The 19,726-nt window shown below is 37.7% G+C and carries 18 protein-coding genes; all 18 read right to left on the bottom strand.

Annotated elements, in window-relative coordinates; translation table 11 throughout:
- Positions 1-12 precede the first annotated feature (12 nt).
- The 18 genes from DC53_RS18225 to tssH all read right to left on the bottom strand — a co-directional run bounded on the left by DC53_RS18225 (position 13) and on the right by tssH (position 19,716).
- Positions 13-609 carry a tetratricopeptide repeat protein gene (locus DC53_RS18225; protein WP_033028466.1) on the bottom strand — a complete coding sequence of 199 codons (597 nt, stop codon included), beginning with the start codon at positions 607-609 and terminating at the stop codon, positions 13-15.
- The gene (locus DC53_RS18230) at positions 603-1,376 is read right to left on the bottom strand and encodes a ChaN family lipoprotein (protein WP_033028465.1); all 774 of its coding nucleotides are present in this window, start codon (positions 1,374-1,376) and stop codon (positions 603-605) included. The genes DC53_RS18225 and DC53_RS18230 overlap by 7 nt, the downstream gene beginning before the upstream one ends.
- A gap of 47 nt (positions 1,377-1,423) precedes the next feature.
- Complete coding sequence (locus DC53_RS18235) at positions 1,424-1,882, bottom strand: hypothetical protein (RefSeq protein WP_033028464.1); 459 nt, start codon at positions 1,880-1,882, stop codon at positions 1,424-1,426.
- Positions 1,869-2,303: a hypothetical protein gene (locus DC53_RS21345; protein ID WP_050484116.1), complete on the bottom strand. Its 435-nt coding sequence runs from the start codon at positions 2,301-2,303 to the stop codon at positions 1,869-1,871. Before DC53_RS21345 ends, DC53_RS18235 begins: the two co-directional genes overlap by 14 nt.
- A 55-nt stretch (positions 2,304-2,358) precedes the next feature.
- Positions 2,359-2,991: a hypothetical protein gene (locus tag DC53_RS18240; RefSeq protein ID WP_045984406.1), complete on the bottom strand. Its 633-nt coding sequence runs from the start codon at positions 2,989-2,991 to the stop codon at positions 2,359-2,361.
- A gap of 291 nt (positions 2,992-3,282) precedes the next feature.
- Complete coding sequence (locus tag DC53_RS0120305) at positions 3,283-4,008, bottom strand: hypothetical protein (protein WP_050484115.1); 726 nt, start codon at positions 4,006-4,008, stop codon at positions 3,283-3,285.
- Positions 4,005-4,874 carry a hypothetical protein gene (locus DC53_RS0120300; protein WP_033028461.1) on the bottom strand — a complete coding sequence of 290 codons (870 nt, stop codon included), beginning with the start codon at positions 4,872-4,874 and terminating at the stop codon, positions 4,005-4,007. The genes DC53_RS0120305 and DC53_RS0120300 overlap by 4 nt, the downstream gene beginning before the upstream one ends.
- A 156-nt stretch (positions 4,875-5,030) precedes the next feature.
- The gene (locus DC53_RS18250) at positions 5,031-5,510 is read right to left on the bottom strand and encodes a hypothetical protein (protein WP_033028460.1); all 480 of its coding nucleotides are present in this window, start codon (positions 5,508-5,510) and stop codon (positions 5,031-5,033) included.
- Positions 5,510-6,421 carry an Ssp4 family T6SS effector gene (gene ssp4 / locus DC53_RS18255; protein ID WP_033028459.1) on the bottom strand — a complete coding sequence of 304 codons (912 nt, stop codon included), beginning with the start codon at positions 6,419-6,421 and terminating at the stop codon, positions 5,510-5,512. Before ssp4 ends, DC53_RS18250 begins: the two co-directional genes overlap by 1 nt.
- A gap of 142 nt (positions 6,422-6,563) precedes the next feature.
- The gene (locus DC53_RS18260) at positions 6,564-7,064 is read right to left on the bottom strand and encodes a hypothetical protein (protein ID WP_033028458.1); all 501 of its coding nucleotides are present in this window, start codon (positions 7,062-7,064) and stop codon (positions 6,564-6,566) included.
- Between the two features lie 11 nt (positions 7,065-7,075).
- The gene (locus DC53_RS0120295) at positions 7,076-11,869 is read right to left on the bottom strand and encodes an RHS repeat-associated core domain-containing protein (RefSeq protein ID WP_239462832.1); all 4,794 of its coding nucleotides are present in this window, start codon (positions 11,867-11,869) and stop codon (positions 7,076-7,078) included.
- Positions 11,869-12,720 (bottom strand): hypothetical protein, encoded by an 852-nt coding sequence (locus DC53_RS18265; protein WP_033028457.1) that lies wholly within the window; start codon positions 12,718-12,720, stop codon positions 11,869-11,871. Before DC53_RS18265 ends, DC53_RS0120295 begins: the two co-directional genes overlap by 1 nt.
- Positions 12,717-13,745, bottom strand: a complete 1,029-nt coding sequence (locus tag DC53_RS18270) for a hypothetical protein (protein ID WP_033028456.1) — start codon at positions 13,743-13,745, stop codon at positions 12,717-12,719. The genes DC53_RS18265 and DC53_RS18270 overlap by 4 nt, the downstream gene beginning before the upstream one ends.
- A gap of 2 nt (positions 13,746-13,747) precedes the next feature.
- The gene (locus tag DC53_RS18275) at positions 13,748-14,038 is read right to left on the bottom strand and encodes a PAAR domain-containing protein (protein WP_033028455.1); all 291 of its coding nucleotides are present in this window, start codon (positions 14,036-14,038) and stop codon (positions 13,748-13,750) included.
- Positions 14,039-14,078: 40 nt separating this feature from the next.
- Positions 14,079-14,435: a hypothetical protein gene (locus DC53_RS18280; RefSeq protein ID WP_007377084.1), complete on the bottom strand. Its 357-nt coding sequence runs from the start codon at positions 14,433-14,435 to the stop codon at positions 14,079-14,081.
- A gap of 7 nt (positions 14,436-14,442) precedes the next feature.
- Complete coding sequence (locus DC53_RS18285; RefSeq protein ID WP_033028454.1) at positions 14,443-16,320, bottom strand: type VI secretion system Vgr family protein; 1,878 nt, start codon at positions 16,318-16,320, stop codon at positions 14,443-14,445.
- Between the two features lie 73 nt (positions 16,321-16,393).
- On the bottom strand, positions 16,394-16,873 hold the full coding sequence (locus DC53_RS18290; protein WP_007377086.1) for an Hcp family type VI secretion system effector: 480 nt from the start codon (positions 16,871-16,873) through the stop codon (positions 16,394-16,396).
- A gap of 239 nt (positions 16,874-17,112) precedes the next feature.
- Complete coding sequence (gene tssH / locus DC53_RS18295; RefSeq protein ID WP_008137754.1) at positions 17,113-19,716, bottom strand: type VI secretion system ATPase TssH; 2,604 nt, start codon at positions 19,714-19,716, stop codon at positions 17,113-17,115.
- Positions 19,717-19,726: the final 10 nt, after the last annotated feature.

Below are 19,726 nucleotides of genomic sequence, written 5' to 3'. Positions count from 1 at the left end.
CTCCTTTATATTTCAGTTTTCATTTAATGATTCATTTTCAGCTAATGATGCTTTGGCTTGCTTTTGTATATATTGAGCGCGATGCTCCCAATCGGTCCTATTTGCATAATTTATTACATAATCTGTATGAGAAATCACTTTATTCCACATACCAAGCTTTTGGTAAATAGTTGATAGTTCAAAATGTGCCGAAACAGTTTGAAAATTCATTTCATTATCATGGAGTAAATATAATTCATATAATCGTGCAGATTCTTTTAAATCCTTTTTTACAAAGTGGCCACTTCGGTATATCCAAGCAAGTTTTTTTAAAGCACTATACTCGTTATTTGCAATACGAGAATTAATTTCCTCTAAATAACGAGACCCATCTCCAGTGTGCACGCCTATGTAATACAAAGCCTCCCAATCACCAAGACTATATGCTTTTTCACACCATGCTTCTAATTGATCAGGTGCATGCATTAAGCTCTTTTCGCATTGCTTAGCGGCTTTCTCTACAGTTAGGTTAGAGGAGTTAATATCTATACTAGGAAAAAGTGATGCTCTCAAAACCGAAGAAAATACAAAACACCAAGTAAAGATAATTATTGATATTATTTTTACCATTGTAGTGAACCATCACTATTCACACGCTTTTCAGGTATATGCACTTGAAAAGATTTAACAGATGATTCGTACGGGTAGCCTTCTCGATAAAAATAGCGTTCTTTTAAGAATTTATCCTGATTAGAGTCACCTGAGCAGCGTCTATCACTTATGCAACTTAACCCTCCGATAAAGTCGATAAAGCGTACATTGAAAATATTGTGATCTTTAAGAAATACATCAACACCAGGCTGGTCTGCTGCATTTAGTACAGCATGAAAGCGATGCATAAAAGCAACAACCCTATTCTGACTTGAACGGTTTAATATAGTAGCTAAATTAACTGCCCAAAGTGCGTTTCTATAAGTATGAGTATCAAAGCAATCGCCTCCTATACCCTTCTCTGAAGAGCATACACTATCCATTATATCCATTGTTTCAACTAACACGTCGAGCGCGACTATTTTCATTCCAATATCGCGCGCAGCCTTAACAAGTTCACCATAAGCATGAGGTGTTAAATAGCCATGGGTCCAATACTTATTAAAATACTGCTGTATAACATTAAAGCCTTTACCTGTGCGCTGATAAAAGTCTATTTTTTCCTGCATAGCTCTTGGTAACATTTCGATTGCAAAATGCGTGAAACCAGCAGCTTTTAGCTGTTTGATTGCCTTTATTGCTTCATACTTATAACCAGCAGTGCTATGACTCGATTCACCAAGCATCACTAAGCGCGCATTACCGGCCATTGTTTTATAATTTACATCCGTGTTTATCTTATTCACTGTATTTCCTTATGTTTAATATTCTTAATGTTATTCAAAAAACCAAGTTAGTCACACCAAGCTGCAGGCTTGCGTGTAAGCTTAATCGAATCTCTATTTTCATTTACCCAAGCATCAATTACAGGTGTAGGTTTAAACTCTGAACCCGTACCAGGCCAATAATAAGACCCGCTTAAACTCTTACAAAGTGCTAAGTAAATAGGTGCAGAGTTAAACATTACATCTTCACCTTTCTCAACAAACATATCATAAGAAATCTGTTTATGAGTTGTCCCTTTATAGGTTGTAATTACATCTGCAATAAAAATATGCCTTTGGAAACCATCGGCCTCTTGAAAAGAGTCTACTTTAATAATTTTTACTTTAGCTAAATAGTCAGCACGACTAACCGCTTTTCTAAAGCCATCAAGCTCTAATAAATCAGTATGTTGAGCATTAGCACAAAAATTAAGACTTAATAAAATAGTGTGCGCGATCAGCGCTTTTAATTGGCTAAAAATCTTCAATAGAAGCTAATTTACTAATAGCAGTACTGTCACAAACCCAATATTTCTTTATTTCATTTTTTTGTAGTGTGACTGTTTTTTCCTTTGTTACTGTATCAAGCTCTTCGCTATAGTAATCACTTACTATAACTTCACTTTCCCCCTCATTAAAAGTCAAACTGTGTTCAGTAACTAAAAAGCGATGATAGCTTGATTTTTCTACAGCTTTAAAGTCTGCTGAATCAATAACTGTGGCTGCATTTATAGTGAATTTAGCTAAGTGAAATTTATTACCTACTTTGCTAATAATCAGCTCAATAGGTGTTGGCACATCCGCATTACATTTAAATATAACTTGCGAGGTACCTTGAGCTGCATTACATGACGCAATGAAAAACAAAGGAGTAGTCAGAACAAGCTTACCAAGGTTACTTTTTATCATGCTTTTTAAATACCCTTGGTAGTTCAATATTCTAGTTATTTAGTAAATACATTACTTAATGCTTAACTGATACACCTGATAAATCAAAGTTATAAAGCGTAACTGAATCAATGGAGTGATCTTCAACTAACTTAGTATTCTTTACGCTAATAACCCCTTCATCAATACTAATATTGCTTACATTACTACTTAGAGTGAAATTAGTGAGTGCGTATAGCTCTGAGTTGATGATTTGATATCCCTTTAGCACTTGCAATTTGTTACCTGCATAAAACTTTATTAATGCATAATAATTTTTGCTTTTTTCGAGCAATGTTATTTCTGGCGTATGGCCTTTTAATCGAGTGGCAATAAAAGGGCTCCCTTCACTAAAAGACAAGATGTAAGTATCCCTTGTAGGCAAGCAAATACCTGACTTATCTTTGTGGAGTAATTTAACTTGCTCAAACTTCAATGACTGCAATAGCCCTGTTTTGTCATCAATTTTTATAGGCTTAGTTACTTTTATATTAAAGCATTCTGACGCTAAAGCGGTATGACTTATCGCAAGTAATAAAACACAAATTAAAGCTTGTGTAAGCGAGGTAAGCCTTAGTGATTTATTTAGCACGGTTTGTACCGCTTCTACATCAGTTAAACTATTAAAGCCGTCCAACCTAACCGGTTGTACTATTCTTATTGTTGACATCAAAAAGTCCATTTTTTAACGTTATCTCTTTTAGATGCAATTTGTCAGCGATAAGTGAACACCCATCATTTAAGGTGGATGTCTTTATTATTTTATTTTTAATACATGCAAGTAAAATTAATTTCTTCGTCATTTTGTACTTAGAAATAAGCATTACATTAAGTAGTATATCTCTTTTAGGTCAACTCAATAACCGCTTTATAAAGTAACATACCTTGTAAAAACTAAACCACATACCCAACTTAACCAAACAAAAATTAAGATGGGTGTCATTGTTATATTTTTAAGTGATTAAAACTGCTTGATTAACGTATATGGTGCATCGGCGGCTAGTCGTGTCACAATATAACTATAAGAAGAAGAATAACTACCACGTTCGACTGCATTTGCCATATGCAGAACTATGTCCTCAATATCATCATGGTTATAGTCACCCTTGGCCATTATCGTTAACCTTTGAATACCACCACTGTTGTCGTAATAAATAGCTTGGTCATCATTTACAGGTTCCACTTTTTTAATGTGGCTCATTTCGCCCCAGCTACTCGCTTTTGCTAAACGGCGCTCGTCATCGTTCGAGATAATTAAAGACAACTCAGGCGGCATCTGTTTAGGCAATGCTAAACTGTGCTTAAATGAACTTAAAAAGCTTTCTTTTGAAGGCTTCAATTTCCCCATATCAACCCATGTGGAACAAATTTTATTAGTAGCAATTAACGCGACATGCTCTTTATAATCTGCTGATTTATAGCCCTCTTGCAATGCTTTAGATAAAACTTTGCAACTATCAACTTTAATAGCTGGCTTACTACCTAAAACAACCTCATAGGAATAAAACCAGTTTTTACTAAATAAAGCATTAACCTGCTCCGGCGTTTCCAACACTTCCGGTTCCATAAAATACCCATTAGTTTTATTCTCTAAACTATATGTTGGAGCTATTTTATTTTCTTTTATATTTGCACATGCTGTACTAGAGATACTAATACATATAAGTAAAGTCGTTTTTTTTATCATTTGGCACTCTTGAATAGGTTGCGGACATAAGTATTACGCTCAGCTGATACATCTTTTCTATTTGATTCAATGGCTGCTTGTTTGAAATCACATACTTTCATATGTTTATTAAAATTTGGAAACTCGTCTTTAAGCTCAGGCATACCTAAATTAAAAATCATATCAAATAGCGCTAATTTTACATCGTTAGGGTAACTTGAAAATTCTGACGCACCGTAAATAATTTTAAGCTCACTTTCAAATGTTTTTATATGCTGTTCAACTTGAGCTTCCCTTACGGCCTCTGTAATGACCAATTTAGTGAAAGGCTTATAAAAAGGAGCCGCTTGACTCCCAAAAGGCTTTGATTTAATTAGTTTAAATTCATCTTCAATTTGTTTTACCGAGGCAATGGCACCCGTATCACGAAAGGTAAAAGGTACTTTTTTTGCCGCTTCAACATCTTTTAATAAATGACCAACGCCAACTGTTACTTTGCCCTTTGTGTCTAAATACATATGAGGAATATTACCTTCATATTTCTTCATATTTTGTTTTAATGTTACTTTTAAATTGCCAGATATTGGAACAATCGCAGCTGTTACAGCACTCGCCAGCTTTTCATTGATTTTTCTATGGGTGCGGCCATTTGGATCTATTTTTCCATCAGGGCGTACCATATTTACCACTTTACTTTGAAAGAGCTTTATAGCCGCTACTGTTTTAGAGTTTTCAGGGCGTGAGCCTAAACGACCGTCTACAGTAAGTTTTCTAGTAGTCGCTATGAGGGAAAGAAGTGAATTTAAAGCGTTTTGCACTGCCTTGATATCGTCTGGCTTATTTGCGCCGCCCATCCCTACAGATTGGATTAATTTCATTGCTGGCATCGAAGTGTCCTTTTCTTTTGTGTTATGTTTTTTAAGTACAACGTGTTAGTAGTAAATTAACACCCATTAATTAAAGTGGATGTCTTAGTTGTTTTTTTAAATTAAAGCGTTAATAGCTCCTTTACTTATCAGTAAAGTAAGTACATCAATACGGCCTTATTTTTTTTTCTTATTATTTCCTTTTGCCATTTCTTTTTCGACAGCTGCACGAGCGTCTCTTATATCTTTAAAAAAATCATACTGATATTTAATAAGACCTTGGTATTTTTCTCCTTTAATTAAATAAAAAGAGAGCAACATAAAGGCTATATTGATAGCTGTAGCAATGTAATAACCATTACCTTCTAAAATTATAAAAGTCGGTAAGCAAATCAAAGCTAAAAATAAAGCATAGAATTTTAATATATTTGCGCAAAAAAAAGAGCCTTGACTTACTTTAAAATTTATAAGGCAAAATGCTATCCCTGTAGAAAATAAAATGCCTAACAGCCACTCAGGTTCTGCATCGAAGTATTGCGTTAACACAGTCATTCCGGAGTATACAGTCCCCAAAAGTAAGAGCACTGTTACTAATAGAAACCTACGTAAAAGCTTCCATGGTGGAAATAATAGAAATACCTCATCGTTTTTAGACACTACTTACTCAACTCCTCATATATTCCAATTGCGAGTGAATTCACTGTTCCAGATAACGCACTTCCCCCAAAACTAAAAGATGCGCCAATAGTATCCTTAAGCTGTAATCTCAATGCTTGGGTAATTTGAACACCGCTATAGCGCTTAGGGAATTGTCCGCTTCTGACCATCCTCTTCAATACTTGGTTAGAAACGCCAGGGTGGTTCAACCTAATTATATCTTGGGTTAAACGTTTTCTTTCACTACTAGAAAGACCTTTTAGAAGAGCCTCAGTAGTTTTATTGGTATTTGCTTTTAGTAGTTTAACTGCTTTTAGAGTTGCGGCACCGGCAGCGGCAGCTCCAGCCAATGAAACTACATCAAGTGCCATAGTTACATTCTGATACCATTCCTTAGAGTCATATAAGTCGTTTAATTCAGGGTTTACACTTTCGTTATAGGTTCTGACACCACCGTTAATGCATTGAAGTGAACTCGCTGTACTGGCAGCCACTGCTAAATATGTAACGGCAGAACTTGTTCCGCCAGAAATTGGGATCGCCGCAGCACTACCAAAAACGACTATCCAGCCTAACACAGCTGCACTACAACTTAAAACTGTACCGGCAACCTCCCCAACTAAACGTGACTCTCGTGCACTACTCTGACTATTTTTCAAATGACCTGCAAACTCTTGCTGATTCATATTTTTGGGTTGTTCGCGAAGTATTATTTTCGGACGAGTTAAAGATGAGCCACTATAAGATCTCAACTCTACAACCGTAAAGCTTGAGTCAATGTACATAACCCCAGCACCAGTCAAGCCTGGAAGTTTGTCAATATCTTTAAATAGCCTTGCTTGATTTATTTCATGACTAAGTCGAACTTTTAACTGTCTTTCTTTGTGGCGTTGGTATTCATTTCCAAACATTAAATAACTCCTTTTAATTTAATTACATTTTTCAAGCTTATCTGCAGCATTGAACTTATTTACTCTGTTAAACTAGACTTCCGAAGCCTATTTCTTTAATAACCTAATACCCTTTTCATCTATGATAAAAATGAAGCTACATCTATGAATATTTATCAGCTATTTTTTTCAATTCTTCTAGCAGACTATTTTTTAACATGTAGTGAGGTATGTCCCATTTTTGAGGTGTATTGTTAGAAATATAGCTTTTTCTATTCCCATTCCAAATATTCAAGCCAGGAGTATTTTCAGCACAGCAGTGAACCATCATATTGATACCAATAGTCTCTTCGCTAAACTCAGCGGTTATACTGCGCTCAAAGTTTGAAAAGCCACCTTCATCCTTCTTTTTAAAAAAACCATTTTCAATTTGATTAATTATCCAAGGTAAAGCAGTTAGTGGGTACTCAGATTGTGTGAGGCGTCTTTTCTTTTTCATTTTTGAATAAAAATCAGTCGATATAACCAAATAATTTCCTTTCTTTATAAGAAGGTTTTTTTCATCTGGAAACATTTCATAATTAATAGTTGAAAGGATTTCTTCACCTGTTTTCAAGTTATTATGGTCTACTAATCCCAAAGGTGGCTGTATTTTTTTATTCAATGTATTTACCCTTAAATAGGTGTTAAACGGACTGTGGTTACATTTTTCATTTCTGCAATCGATGGGGGATCATTTTCCAAAGTTAAAGTCTCTACCACACCATGATTGTTTCCTGAATGTCGGCACTGTGTCATACCATCACCAGTAAACTCACTATTTGCACCGAACTCGGTTCTAAGAGCATGCCTTGCTGCAAACTTATCCTCTTGCTCCTGATCGTTCATGGCTTCTATAAACTCATCTTGATCTTTTGAATTAAATTCATTTAAACCATTAGCCCAATACTCTTGCATGAGCGCCGCATAATGTTTTTGGTAATCAGAGTTCAGTACGCTATTTATTGCATCATGATATTTTGGCTTAAGTTGTTTCTTAGCTGGTTCTTCAAGTTCATTCCATGTAGGCACGAAGGTATTTTCACCAAAATCACTCAAATCTTCACCACGGTCAACAATATGAAGTACATAATCTTTTTTTGGATCGCAACCAGTTGCCAATAAATCAGCAATTATCTGAGGATCACTATCTGCATTTTCTAGCATATCAAAGCTAGTAGCCCACATAGCAACTAAACCATTTGGTTTTTTGAAAGCTAGTTTTGCATTAATATCTTCATTAACTGGTTGGAAGCTGACTAGAAAACGTGATTTGCCAACAGAGCCATCTTTTGATTTTTTCACTAACTCGCTATCAGTATATTTAGCTTTATAACCATTTTTAATAATATTTTCACGTGCAATATCTAATCTTTCTAAACATTCCTCGAGAGATTTTGGTTCTGGCTTGAAGTCAAGGTTTGCTTCTGAAACTAATTGTTCAGCAGTGCCTTGGTTAATATGATTAACCATTTCATCTGCTGTATAAGGAGATGCATCCTCTGGGAGTTGAGACAGTTTAATTAGCTTTTCTTTTAATTCTGGCGAAATAGCTGAATTAGCATCAAGTGCAGCTTTTACTTTTGCCTGCCCCTCTTTACACAACAACCCAAACGGATCGACCCAATTCACCGGATTTGGCGTATATTGATAGTGGTTTATCCCGCCCACTAACCCTATCGGGTCTTGGTTTATAAAGCGTTGCTGCTTGGGGCTGTAGTAGCGGTAGCGGTTGTAATGTAGGCCACTTTCCTCGTCTAAATACTGCCCCTGAAAACGGATTGGCTGAGTGAAGCTGCTTTCTTTATTAAAGTCAGGCTCGGCTTCTGGCTCTTCATAACCATATACATCGGCTTGGTTTTCCCATACGACTTCTGCTTTGTTGTTGGTTACAAAGCGTGGGGTATTAAGCTGGTCTAGGTGGTAATAGTAAACCTCGCCTTTTTTAATTAGTGCTACTGGGTGAAATTGATTTGGTAGGTTGATATACCAAGTATATTCACCGTGTTGGCATTCGCCGATTAACTGGTCGTTATCCCAAATGTAGTCAATTTTACCGTGCTCGGTGTGCTTAGCGATACGACGACCGAGTGGGTCGTAGTCGTATTGGGTGAGCGTGCCGTTGTTGTTAAAGCAACTTAGCTGGTTAAACGCGTTGTATTCACGGCGGGTTTTTATACCTTTGCCGGTTTCGCGTATTTGGTTACCAAACTCGTCGTAGTAAAAGTCGCTGTCGCCAAATTGTGTTAGGCGGTCGGCGTCGGTGGCACTGTTTATTGTGGTGTTGTTCGTACTTTCATTGTTTATTACTGAGTCAGCGTTGCTACTGTTTTTACTACTATTTGGCGCTAAATCGCTGTATTCGTTATGGGTGGCGCGCGTTAAATCAATAGAAGAGCTGGCTGTATACTCGTTACTGGCTGCATCATGTTCTATACCCTGCTCGCCTGTATCACTAGTGTCTGTACCGCTAATGCCCGCATCGTTTGTGTTTGATTGAACAGTCTGGCTTTGCGGGTTACCAAAGCTATCCCACTGGAAGTGTGTGGTTGTATCAGTACGTGAGCTTGCCATTGTTTGTTGTATTAACTGGCCAAGGCTGTTGTATTCAAAATTGATATTTTGGCTGCTTACGCCTTCATTTTTACGGGCTATCAGCTGATTTACGCTGTCATAATTATACGTACAGGTATCAAATAATGCTTGCGCTGGATGTGTAAGCTGCTGCTGCGTTAAACGGTTGAATACATCAAACTGTTGAGTAAGGGTAATGCTGTTACCAAACTGCTGGGTTTTAATATTACCTTGGCTGTCGTAACTTAAGGTTACAAGCGGCTGTGCGAGCTCAACCTCTTTGCTATTGGTTTGCAGTAAATGAATAGCACTTAGCTGACCAAACTGGTTGTAGCTGTATTTAAGCGTGGTTGAGTCTGGCAGAGTAAGTGATTGCCGTCTGCCGTATTCGTCGTAACTGTATTTTAAAGTATGCGCTTGTTGCTGGTTATGTACTTGCTCGGCGCGCAGTAATCGCCCGCCTTTATCAAACGTTTGTTTAAGTGTTGATTGCGCATTATGTGCACGCGCTATTTTACCTTGCTTTGTGTAGCTGTAATAATTGGCGTTATTAACAATATGTGAGTCGCTTGCAAGGCTTGCATGCTGCGCTGTTACACGGCCTAGGCTGTCGCGCTCTATTTTCACGTGGCGTTTGTTGCTTTGCGTTACTGAGGCTAGGCGGTTACAGGCATCATATTTATACTGCTGTAGCGTGCCATCAAACCCAGTTACTTGCGTTGGGTTTTCGTTCGCGTCGTAACTTATGCGGTATACGTGGCCGTCGCTTCGCTCGATGGCTGTTAAGTTTCGCTCTTTGTCGTACGTTAAATGCAGTGCGCTGCCATCGGGCTGAATAACACAATGCGGTTGGCTTAGCCCTTCAAAGTGTTGCTCTGTGGTATCGCCTTTGCTGTTTTGCGAGCTAATTAACCGCCCTGCTTCGTCGTAACTAAAATATTGATGCTGTTTATTTTCAGGCTCTTTTTCATCAAAGGCAATTGTTTGTGTAAGCTGACCGTGCTCATTGTACTTATATTGAGTTAGTAAACCTGCGTTATTAAGTGTGGCATTTACGCGGCCTAAATTGTCGTAGCTGTAACGTATTAGCTCATCGTTAAGATGTTTGGCTAACAGCTCGCCTTGCTCGTTCCAAATAAATTTGGTGATTTGACCATTTTTATTAATATGCTGGGTTAACTGGCCGAGCTTATCGTAGCTGTATAATGTGGTGCGGCCATCGCCAAAGGTTTCGCTTTGTAATAAGCCAGCCACACTGTATTTACGCGTAATGGTTTGGCCATCAGGTAAGGTCGTTAATACACGTTGCCCAAGTTGGTTGTAAGCAAAATGGGTTTGGCTACCATCTGGCTGCGTTATTGCTTCTAATTGGCCGAAAGGTGTATAGCTATAGCGCGTTGTGCTGCTGTCGGGCTTTATTTCACTGAGCTTTTGCCCTTGCGCATTGTATGTATATTGCCATACGTTGCCGTTAGGGTCGGTATGTTTTACCAGCTTACCTTGTGCGTTATGTACAAAGTGCTCTTTGTGGCCGCGAGAATCTATACAGGTTGTTTCACCAGCCTCTAAGTTGTATTCAAACTGGTAAGTATAGGTATTGTTATCGCCCCACTGTTTTATACATTTAGCGCTGGGTGAGTAGCTATCCCACTCAAAATGGTGGCTAAAGCCACTGGCTCGGGTACGCTTTGTTAATAAATTAGCGGCGTTGTAGGCGTAACGCTCAGTTTCGTTTTGCTGATTAGTTGCTTGAATAAGGTTGTTGTTTTCGTCATATTCATAGCTTGCAAGTACAGGGTATATAAGCTGCTGTTTATTATTTTTATCTGTGTGGTAAGCCGCAATTTTACTTAGTAAACCCTGTTGGTTGTAACTAATAATACAGCCACGTGCTTTATTTACTTCTATACGATTTATGCGCTCTTTAGCATCGTAATAAAAACCAATACTTTGGCCTTTTTCATTGATTATTTTTTCAAGTAACCATGAATTTTCACCGGCTTTAAAGGTCAAGTGTTGATCGTCTGGCGTAACGAGGACTTGCTTACCATTAGTTTGATAATGCAGTGCAAGGTTACTGCTTAACTGATAACTCGATTGCCCAGGCTTTACTTTTTCAAAGCGGTGTTTAGCGCCGTGCTCATCTTGGTACTCTAACCAGTAAGTCCCTTTTTGCTTAGGGCCTACTTTTGGTGGCGGCAGGTAATGCTCAGTAAGGCTTGCCATAAAATCGTGGCGCCAACCATTTCCCATAACACTGCACACATCGGCATGGGATGAGCGGTACAAACGTCGCCATATTAATTGGCGACTGCCTGCTAAAGTAAAATCAATTAGCGGCAGTATTTCTTCACCCGATAGCATTGAAACCGGATCTGAACGGCATTCTTGCTCAGTAATGGGTGTTTCACTTGGCGTCGAATCGCTTACCCCCCCCGTATTTGTTACCGGTGCTTGCGCGGCACTTTTTCCTGACGCGGGTGACTCGCCCTTTTTAGGTGATTTTTTACCTGCTGAGCCAGCATTTGTATTATCGCTGACTTGAATAGCCGACTTTGCTTTTTGGTGATAGCAACTCACAGTACCTGCAACTAACGCTTGCGAAAGTACACTGGCAGTTTCACGTGCTGTGGCACTACGAGGACATTTCACACCGGCAGTGTTGAGCAAGTTAATTACGTCGAGACGTTTAGTTGCATCGCTCGTTAATGTACTGCCAACTTGAGCAATTTGCTTTTTAGCACTTTCAGGCGTGTTAGCTACTACAGGAGCATAACCAGATGGCGTTTGACCTTTACCAGCAACGAGGCAAATAGGGTAACTTTTTCCTTGTAAAACAACTGTATTACTTTGCATTAGTTGTGTGCTTCCTCACTTATCCATAAGTATGATGCTACTGCTTGGTGCTTTGCTTGTTCTTGCGAAATCATAAGAGCGTGTTTGCAATGATTTTCAATAACGGGACTCGTTGTTAATTGATATAAATTAACAACGCCTTCCAGCGCACCAATTTGGCCTAACTTATAATTAGGCAGCTCATAATGTGTCTGCTCATAAATTAACGCACTGAGCAGCTGTAAATCGTTTAACCACACTTCACTGTCGTGGTTAATGCCATTTCCTGGCGCAAAAATAATATCAATAGACTGCTGAGCTTGCTCAGCCACTCGAGTAAACATACCGTTTAATTGATTATGTTTAACAAAATCAATTGAGGGTGTTATTTCGTAGTTTACTTGCGACCACCCAGTTTTTTTTGCCCCAAGTGTTGCAAATGCTCCGCCAACACCTTGGTAGCTGTATTGCCCTGATGCATCAGCTTTAAAAGTTGCATCAAGCGCAATTATATTTACTTTTTTCCAATGATTTTTTTTAGTTAAAGCAACTGCGACATGTGCACTCGTTACACCATAAAATAATAAGTGTTCAACATGATCTGGGTATAACTGCTTTAAACTGCTTTCAAGTAATTGCTTAAGCTCACTTTGATAAGATAATGCAGGCAAAAGCCAAACAAGCGGCGTATTAAAGTCTTCTACTTTATTAATTAGCTCTTTCGATTTTACGATGCAATCGTAAATACATACATCCCACGACTGCCATTTTTTCCCTTCTAGGGCGGCAGTCACATCACCATATAGTAATTCATCTACACTTGTCGTCGCAGGCATTGATAAATAATCTATTGATACACTAAAAGCACTCATAACAATGTTCCTGAGTTTTCTTTTCTAGCGGCAACAGACTGATAATAAGTATATAGATTAAATACCGCTTGGCTTTGACAATCCATTGCTGACATCTCTATCGCATTTAATGGCTCATTTAATGTTCTGCCTGCAAGTAACCTCAGCGAAGACATCTGGCTTTCATAGCTTGGCCAGTTAACCTGTAACTGCCGCTGAAAATCTAAACAGGCTTGTTCATTACCATTTCTCGCTTGCATTTGTGTTTCAAAGTTTACGAGTACATCTAATTTTTCACCAAGAATACGTTTAATCAAGGCAACTATTTGCTCTGGCTTTTTTACTTGATGCAGCACCGTATTAGCAAGCGGGATAAGCTTTACAAACCCACTTTGTAGTAATACTTGCAAAGTATGATCAACAGATACAATGTTGCTTGCATAGTTACTAACAGCATTAACTTGTTCAAGACTTAGCGATAGTAAAAAAAGAGACATTAACGGTGAGTTAACAAGTCCATTTTTGGTTAAATTATCAAAAATATTTATTAGTTCTTTGGTATTCGATTTACTTGTGACGAATAAAATCTCTTCAATTGCACTCAAAGCTTGGTCTGAAATTTTATCCTCAGTGCTATAAGCTAAAAACAAAGTGCTTATATCAATTAAAGGCACAAGGTTGAGGCTGTGTTGCTGTAATAAAACTTTACGTATAATTAACTTTGCAACCGCGTGTAACTCAGGCTCGTTAAGCACACAGTTGATAAACTTAATATTTACGGTTTGAGGAAGGTTTGCCATTATTTCTATACAAGCTTGAGAAATAGAATTATGGGTCTGTCCACTTTCCTGAAATACAATTAGCTGCTCTAAATTTGGCTTAACAAATACTTGGCTTAAGTTATTACGTTTAGCATTTAACCAACATAACTCTAGTAGCCTTTTTTTGAGTGTTTTAACATGCCCTACAGAAGTAAACGGGCAAAGCTGCGCATTACTAATTACCAGCAATTGAGCTTCATAGTTACTTAAGTAATTAGATAGCAACGTTAGCCACCTATTAATACAGTCGGATTACCAACAACAATTTTTCCACCATGGGAGCTATCATCACCCATTCTTGCGGCTGGTTTTTCATTAATTTTAACTGAGCCAGATCCTGACTTAATGCTATCGGGTGGACCAATACATACCATCATGTCGCCTTTGCGAGCTGCGGGCATACTTCCAATTAATACATTGCTAGAGCCTAGAACAACAGGACCACCAACATGCGGAACTGTGCCGGTAGTTTTAGGACACACATGCATATGACCAATTGTAGCTGCTGGCTTACCCATTTAGACTCCTTGTCTTATTACTGATTTTTAAGTAATTCTATTATTCGTATAAAGGAATAATTAATAATTTATTATGTGCAACTAAGCGAGATAATTCATCAATTAGTTCACTTTTAGTATAATCCGAAAGCGCCACAGGGCTTTGCATTACATACTGATATAACCCTGATACAACATCCTCACTATTTAACGAGGTATGTAAGTATACAAAAAACTGTTGTGCATAGTAGCCATCCATTGCCTTTAAATGACTTAATGCAGGATTTAGCAATGGATCATCAGGCCTATTAACTGGTAAACAAATCAAATGAGGCAACCCATAACGACAATATACAACATGCCCATTGTTATTAATGCCATTTCTCAAACCTGTTTGAAAACTATTTATTATTTCCATAATTGCATTAATTTAATTTAATTAAACCGGCAGATAAAGTAATGGCACTGCCATCCACTTTTATATTACTACCTTTAATATTTATATTAGTGCCTTCAATAGTTATATTACCACTGCTACTCATTTTAATCTGAGCAGATCCTGTTTTAATAATAATTTCATCACCGGCTTCGATATTTAATTTTTTTCCTACTTTTAAAGTATCATTCTCACCTATATCAGCAATATGGTTTTTAGCTACTTTTAAGCTGTCATTGTTAGCTATATCTACTTTTCGATCGTTACCAATTTCAACATTATGGTCGTTATCGGTTTTATCATTTTGATCGTTTTTAACATATAGTTGTTTATCTTTTTCAGCTTGTATGTATAAAAGCTCACTGCCTTTTTTATCTTCAAAACGCAGCTCATTGAAGTTATCAGCACCACCTTCTTTTGTTGAGCGTGTTTTAATCCCACTTTGTGTTTTTTCAGCGGGTAATGCATACGGAGGCATTAAATCAGCGTTATAAATTGCGCCGCTAATAATAGGTTGATCTGGGTCACCATTTATAAAATCAACAAGTACTTCTTGCCCTACACGAGGAAAGAAAAAGGCGCCCCACTTTTTACCAGCCCAATTTTGAGCAACACGTATCCAACATGAACTTTTCGAATCTTTTTTGCCTTCTCGGTCCCAGTCAAACTGCACTTTAACGCGACCAAATTGATCAATCATTATTTCGTCAGCACTGTCGCCAGTCACTATTGCCGTTTGCACACCATTGATTACAGGCTTCTTTTTATTAATTTGTGCTCTGTATGGTATTTCTTTTGGTACACATTCAAAGTGATTTGAGTAAACCTCGTCTGCCGCGCTTTGCTGACCACCTGATTGATTAGGCACCGTTATTGACGTCATCATTGACGTTATAACAAAGGTTTTTCCTTCTAATCTAGGATCTTCATGTTTTTTAAAACCAAATAATTTACCCACGGTAAAAGAACGACAATCACTTTTACCGCTTGATAATTTCATGTCTCTTTGCAATGACTCTAACTGTACCGATGCCATACTTGCTGCACGAGGGTGACATTCAGACTCACCTGTATATTCGAATATTTCTGATACCGATTGTGTTGGCAACTCAGAATTTGCTTGCTCTCCATCAGGGTATCTTGAGGGTTGCTTAAAATCGTACCCAACACGTTTAAAGCTACCAGGGGCAATGCTTAAACCACCTTGCCAGCGTGATACATGCGACTCGCTAAGGTGTCCGGTTGAATAAACTACCTTTGCCTCTCCACACACTTCGTAGGCTGTAACATCGTCAGCTAACACAAGTGTATGATTGCTGTTTGAGTGTTCAAAGAAGTAAAAAATGCCTTCATGTTGAAGTAAGCGTTGTATAAAATCAAAATCTGATTCTTGATATTGAACACAATATTCGTATTTAGGGTAGGTTTTGCTTGTTTTGTCTGAAAAGGCAACGCTGTGTTGGCCAAACAAATCTGCAAAAATATCTTTAATTGTTTTCTTTTGAAAAATACGACTATTTTTACGGTTGCGCATTGACGCCGCAAAAGGAACTATTGTCGCTTGATAGTCAATATAATTTTTTTGTTCATCAACATCCGCTGTACGGCTGCCATTTGAAACAAGATGACTGACTATGCCATGGTAATAACGTTCGCCGCCACCCTCAGCATTTTTTACTTTTATAGAAACAGGCTTACCAACTAAGTCTTCATGTGCTATTTGCTTGCCAATCGTATACATATTAGCTGACATAACAAATAAGTCAGACATTGCCTCTTGGGCGACAAAACGAGTTAAATAGAGGGCGTCTTTACCAGCAGGGGTGCTAATTTGAATTACGTTTTTATCTTGTGTTGCTTTTTGCATTCCTTGCTTTTCCCATCCTAGAGATCAAAAAAAGCTCTGAGCAAAGCCCAGAGCCATTATTAGACAACAAATATTACATTTGTTGACCTTTAACACCGCTGTAACCATATACAAGTGGCGCAGTAATGTTATTTTTGTCGTCTGTCGGTGTAACAGTCATCATCATTTCAGTGTAGCTGATAGTGATTGTTTCAATTGGACGATCGTTCTGTACTGATACTGAATAGCTAGAAATCATTGCATCTGTTAGTTCGATTTTCATGATTTCTTCAACTTTATCACCTTGTTTAGTGATATGGAAAATAGCTGGTAAACCTTTACCAATAGTTGCTTCTTTGAAAAGGTCAGGAGACGCTTTATCTTGAAGTTTAGTAATTGTTACATCGCCTAAACGAGTAGAGCTAGATTCACGATCCATCGCTGTACCAGTGGCTGAGCTAATTTCACGGCTTACGTTCCAATCAAGTGATAAAACTGTAATTAAATCTTTGAAAGACTCAGCAGTAGTTTCGCCTTTGATTGAACCGTATTTTAAATATGTATTTGCTTGCATTTGATAATGCTCCTTTTAATTAAACAATGTTATCCATTAATACTGGATTATTTACTTTGGTTTCCCAAAATTCCTTTGAAATCATTATCTTTATAACAGCAATGAAAAGGTCTTCAGAATTCCTTTCCCTAGATGAAGACAATGTCTCAAAAATTCCATGTAGTTACCTAAGACACCAAAATTATAATGCCCTAAAACTAAAGAAACAACCTTATTACTCAGTTATATTAAAAATAAATTTAATTTAATTCAATTTCAAATTCATTATCTTTAATTAACAACAATATACTACTAACTTTGTTGCCATCTACCATACTAGATAATAAAACTTCAGATAATAAAGGTAATACTTTATTTTGCAAAATCGTATGTATATTCCTTGCACCCGACCCTGCATTTTGACAATTAGCAATAATATACTCAACAACATCACTTTTATAAGTGAGTTTTGCGTCATAATTCTTTTTAACTCTTTTAATTATTTTATCTATTTGAATCCCTGCGATTTCAGTCAGTATATTATCACTCAATGGAATATAAGGAATTACGTTAATCCGTCCTAAAAATGCAGGTTTAAATGAACCTAATAAATCGTCTTGTAATGCTTTTAATAAACCTTTTATACTTGGTTTACTCTCTTCATCTTCAAATAAGCTCATTGTGGTATCTGTGCCCACATTTGAAGTCATAATAATAATTGTATTTTTAAAATCGATGTCACGCCCTTCACCATCTTTAATTGTACCTTTATCAAACACTTGATAAAAAATATCTTGAACACCTGGGTGCGCTTTTTCCATTTCATCTAACAGCACAACACTGTAGGGCTTCCTTCTTACTGCTTCGGTTAAAATACCGCCTTCGCCATATCCGACATAACCAGGAGGTGAGCCAAGCAATAAAGACACCTTATGCTCTTCTTTAAATTCAGACATATTAATAATGGTGACATTTTCTTCGCTGCCATACACTTCTTGGGCAAGTGATAAGGCTGTTTCTGTTTTACCAACACCACTTGGGCCAGCGAGCATGAAAATACCATTTGGTCGACTTTCATCGGCTAGTTGAGCACGAGACGTTTGTACAACCTTAGCGATTAAATCAAGTGCATGATCTTGTCCTACTACACGCTCTTTCATTTGGCTTGCTAGGTTTAAAATGCCATGAATTTCATCTTCATGCATTTTCCCTACGGGTATTCCCGTCCAATCAGAGATAACCTGTGCAATCAACTCTTCATCCACTTGCCAATGCACCATGTTATGCTCGTATGAGGCAAGTTTATGTTTACTTTCTTTTAACCTTTCAAGCATCTGTGCTGAAGATTCATCCTCTTCGGAGTTTATTGATTCGAGTGCTTTGTTAAGATCTGTAACAATCTCTTTTTCTAATTTAAATTGCTCATTTAATGGCTCAAGTTGCTTTTCAATATCAACTAACTCAGCTTTTAGCGTATCTAGTTGTTCTGAATGATCTAACCCCGTTTTTTGTTCGCGGTTTAGCATCTGTACTTGCGTTTCAATCTCACTTAATCTATTGACAAGTTGCTCTATATTACTGGGGGTCGATGCTTGGCTCATGGCAACACGCGCACAAGCAGTGTCGAGCAATGCAACCGCTTTATCTGGCAATTGTCTTGCTGTTATATAGCGATGAGATAAGTGAACAGCGCTCTCTAATGCTTGCTCAGAAATAAATACTTTGTGATGGCGTTCCATTACAGGCACTAATCCGCGTAACATAGCCACTGCTTTTTCTGGTGTTGGCTCTTCAACTTTAACAACCTGAAAACGACGAGTTAATGCGGCATCTTTTTCAAAAAACTTTTTATACTCAGCCCATGTTGTCGCAGCGATTGTACGTAATTCACCTCGAGCGAGTGCTGGTTTTAATAAATTTGCAGCATCATTTTGACCAGCGGTACCACCACTCCCTATCATAGTGTGCGCTTCATCAATAAAAAGAATTACTGGATTAATCGCATTTTTCACTTCATTAATTAAAGATTTTAAGCGATTTTCAAATTCACCTTTCATACCAGCCCCAGCCTGAAGCAAAGCTAAGTCTAAGCTATGAATTTTCACATTTTGTAACACTGCGGGTACATCTTTTTGTGCGATTCTAAGTGCAAGTCCCTCTACAACAGCCGTTTTACCAACACCGGCCTCACCGGTAAGAATAGGGTTATTCTGTCTACGCCTTGTTAAAATATCGACCATTTGACGAATTTCAAAATCTCTTCCTAAAATAGGATCAATTTTTCCTTCCAGTGCTTGCGCCGTTAAATCAACAGTAAACTGGTCAAGGCTAGGGGTTTTAGAACTTAAGTTTGTTTGTGCAGTTGCACTTTGTACCGAATGGTTTCGCTCTTCTGATTGGGCAACTATTTCTGGCCAGGCATGCAAGAGTTGCCCAGGTTCAATTTTATTAAATAACTTACTGCAACGAGTCACTAAGCTCGAAAGTGTATCGTCTTTAGTGAGTGTATAAAGAACATAAGCACTGCGAATTTGGTTATCTGTAAATTCTATACTTGTGCTTAACCACGATTGCTTTAATAAGCTAGTCACATGAACGGATAAACTAGGTGAAGACTCACTACCTGTTTTTAATGATTCAAGCGACTGATTTAAGTCTTGTTGAACTCTATCAATATCAATATCGAATGAGCCAAATATAAGCCTAACGTCATCTAATTTTTGTTCAATCATAGCAAGTAACCAATGCTCTAATTCAACAGTAAAATGACTACGACTATTACAAATTGCAACAGCAGCTTCTAGGCTCTTTCTACAGTCGGGACTCAATTTTTCAACGAGCTTATTCAGTGTCATCGAAGACATACACTATTCC

The sequence above is a fragment of the Pseudoalteromonas fuliginea genome (genome assembly GCF_000690055.1).
Taxonomy (GTDB): domain Bacteria; phylum Pseudomonadota; class Gammaproteobacteria; order Enterobacterales; family Alteromonadaceae; genus Pseudoalteromonas; species Pseudoalteromonas fuliginea.
Note: the sequence above shows the minus strand (reverse complement) of the source record. Positions and strands in the feature narration are given on the sequence as shown.

Excerpts from the sequence above, each read along its gene's own strand:
- DC53_RS18225 (WP_033028466.1), bottom strand. The coding sequence starts at position 609 with ATGGTAAAAATAATATCAATAATTATCTTTACTTGGTGTTTTGTATTT.
- DC53_RS0120295 (WP_239462832.1), bottom strand. The coding sequence starts at position 11,869 with ATGCAAAGTAATACAGTTGTTTTACAAGGAAAAAGTTACCCTATTTGC.
- DC53_RS18275 (WP_033028455.1), bottom strand. The coding sequence starts at position 14,038 with ATGGGTAAGCCAGCAGCTACAATTGGTCATATGCATGTGTGTCCTAAA.
- DC53_RS0120305 (WP_050484115.1), bottom strand. The coding sequence starts at position 4,008 with ATGATAAAAAAAACGACTTTACTTATATGTATTAGTATCTCTAGTACA.
- ssp4 (WP_033028459.1), bottom strand. The coding sequence starts at position 6,421 with ATGTTTGGAAATGAATACCAACGCCACAAAGAAAGACAGTTAAAAGTT.
- DC53_RS21345 (WP_050484116.1), bottom strand. The coding sequence starts at position 2,303 with ATGATAAAAAGTAACCTTGGTAAGCTTGTTCTGACTACTCCTTTGTTT.
- DC53_RS0120300 (WP_033028461.1), bottom strand. The coding sequence starts at position 4,874 with ATGCCAGCAATGAAATTAATCCAATCTGTAGGGATGGGCGGCGCAAAT.
- DC53_RS18280 (WP_007377084.1), bottom strand. The coding sequence starts at position 14,435 with ATGGAAATAATAAATAGTTTTCAAACAGGTTTGAGAAATGGCATTAAT.
- DC53_RS18265 (WP_033028457.1), bottom strand. The coding sequence starts at position 12,720 with ATGAGTGCTTTTAGTGTATCAATAGATTATTTATCAATGCCTGCGACG.
- DC53_RS18290 (WP_007377086.1), bottom strand. The coding sequence starts at position 16,873 with ATGCAAGCAAATACATATTTAAAATACGGTTCAATCAAAGGCGAAACT.
- DC53_RS18285 (WP_033028454.1), bottom strand. The coding sequence starts at position 16,320 with ATGCAAAAAGCAACACAAGATAAAAACGTAATTCAAATTAGCACCCCT.
- DC53_RS18240 (WP_045984406.1), bottom strand. The coding sequence starts at position 2,991 with ATGTCAACAATAAGAATAGTACAACCGGTTAGGTTGGACGGCTTTAAT.
- tssH (WP_008137754.1), bottom strand. The coding sequence starts at position 19,716 with ATGTCTTCGATGACACTGAATAAGCTCGTTGAAAAATTGAGTCCCGAC.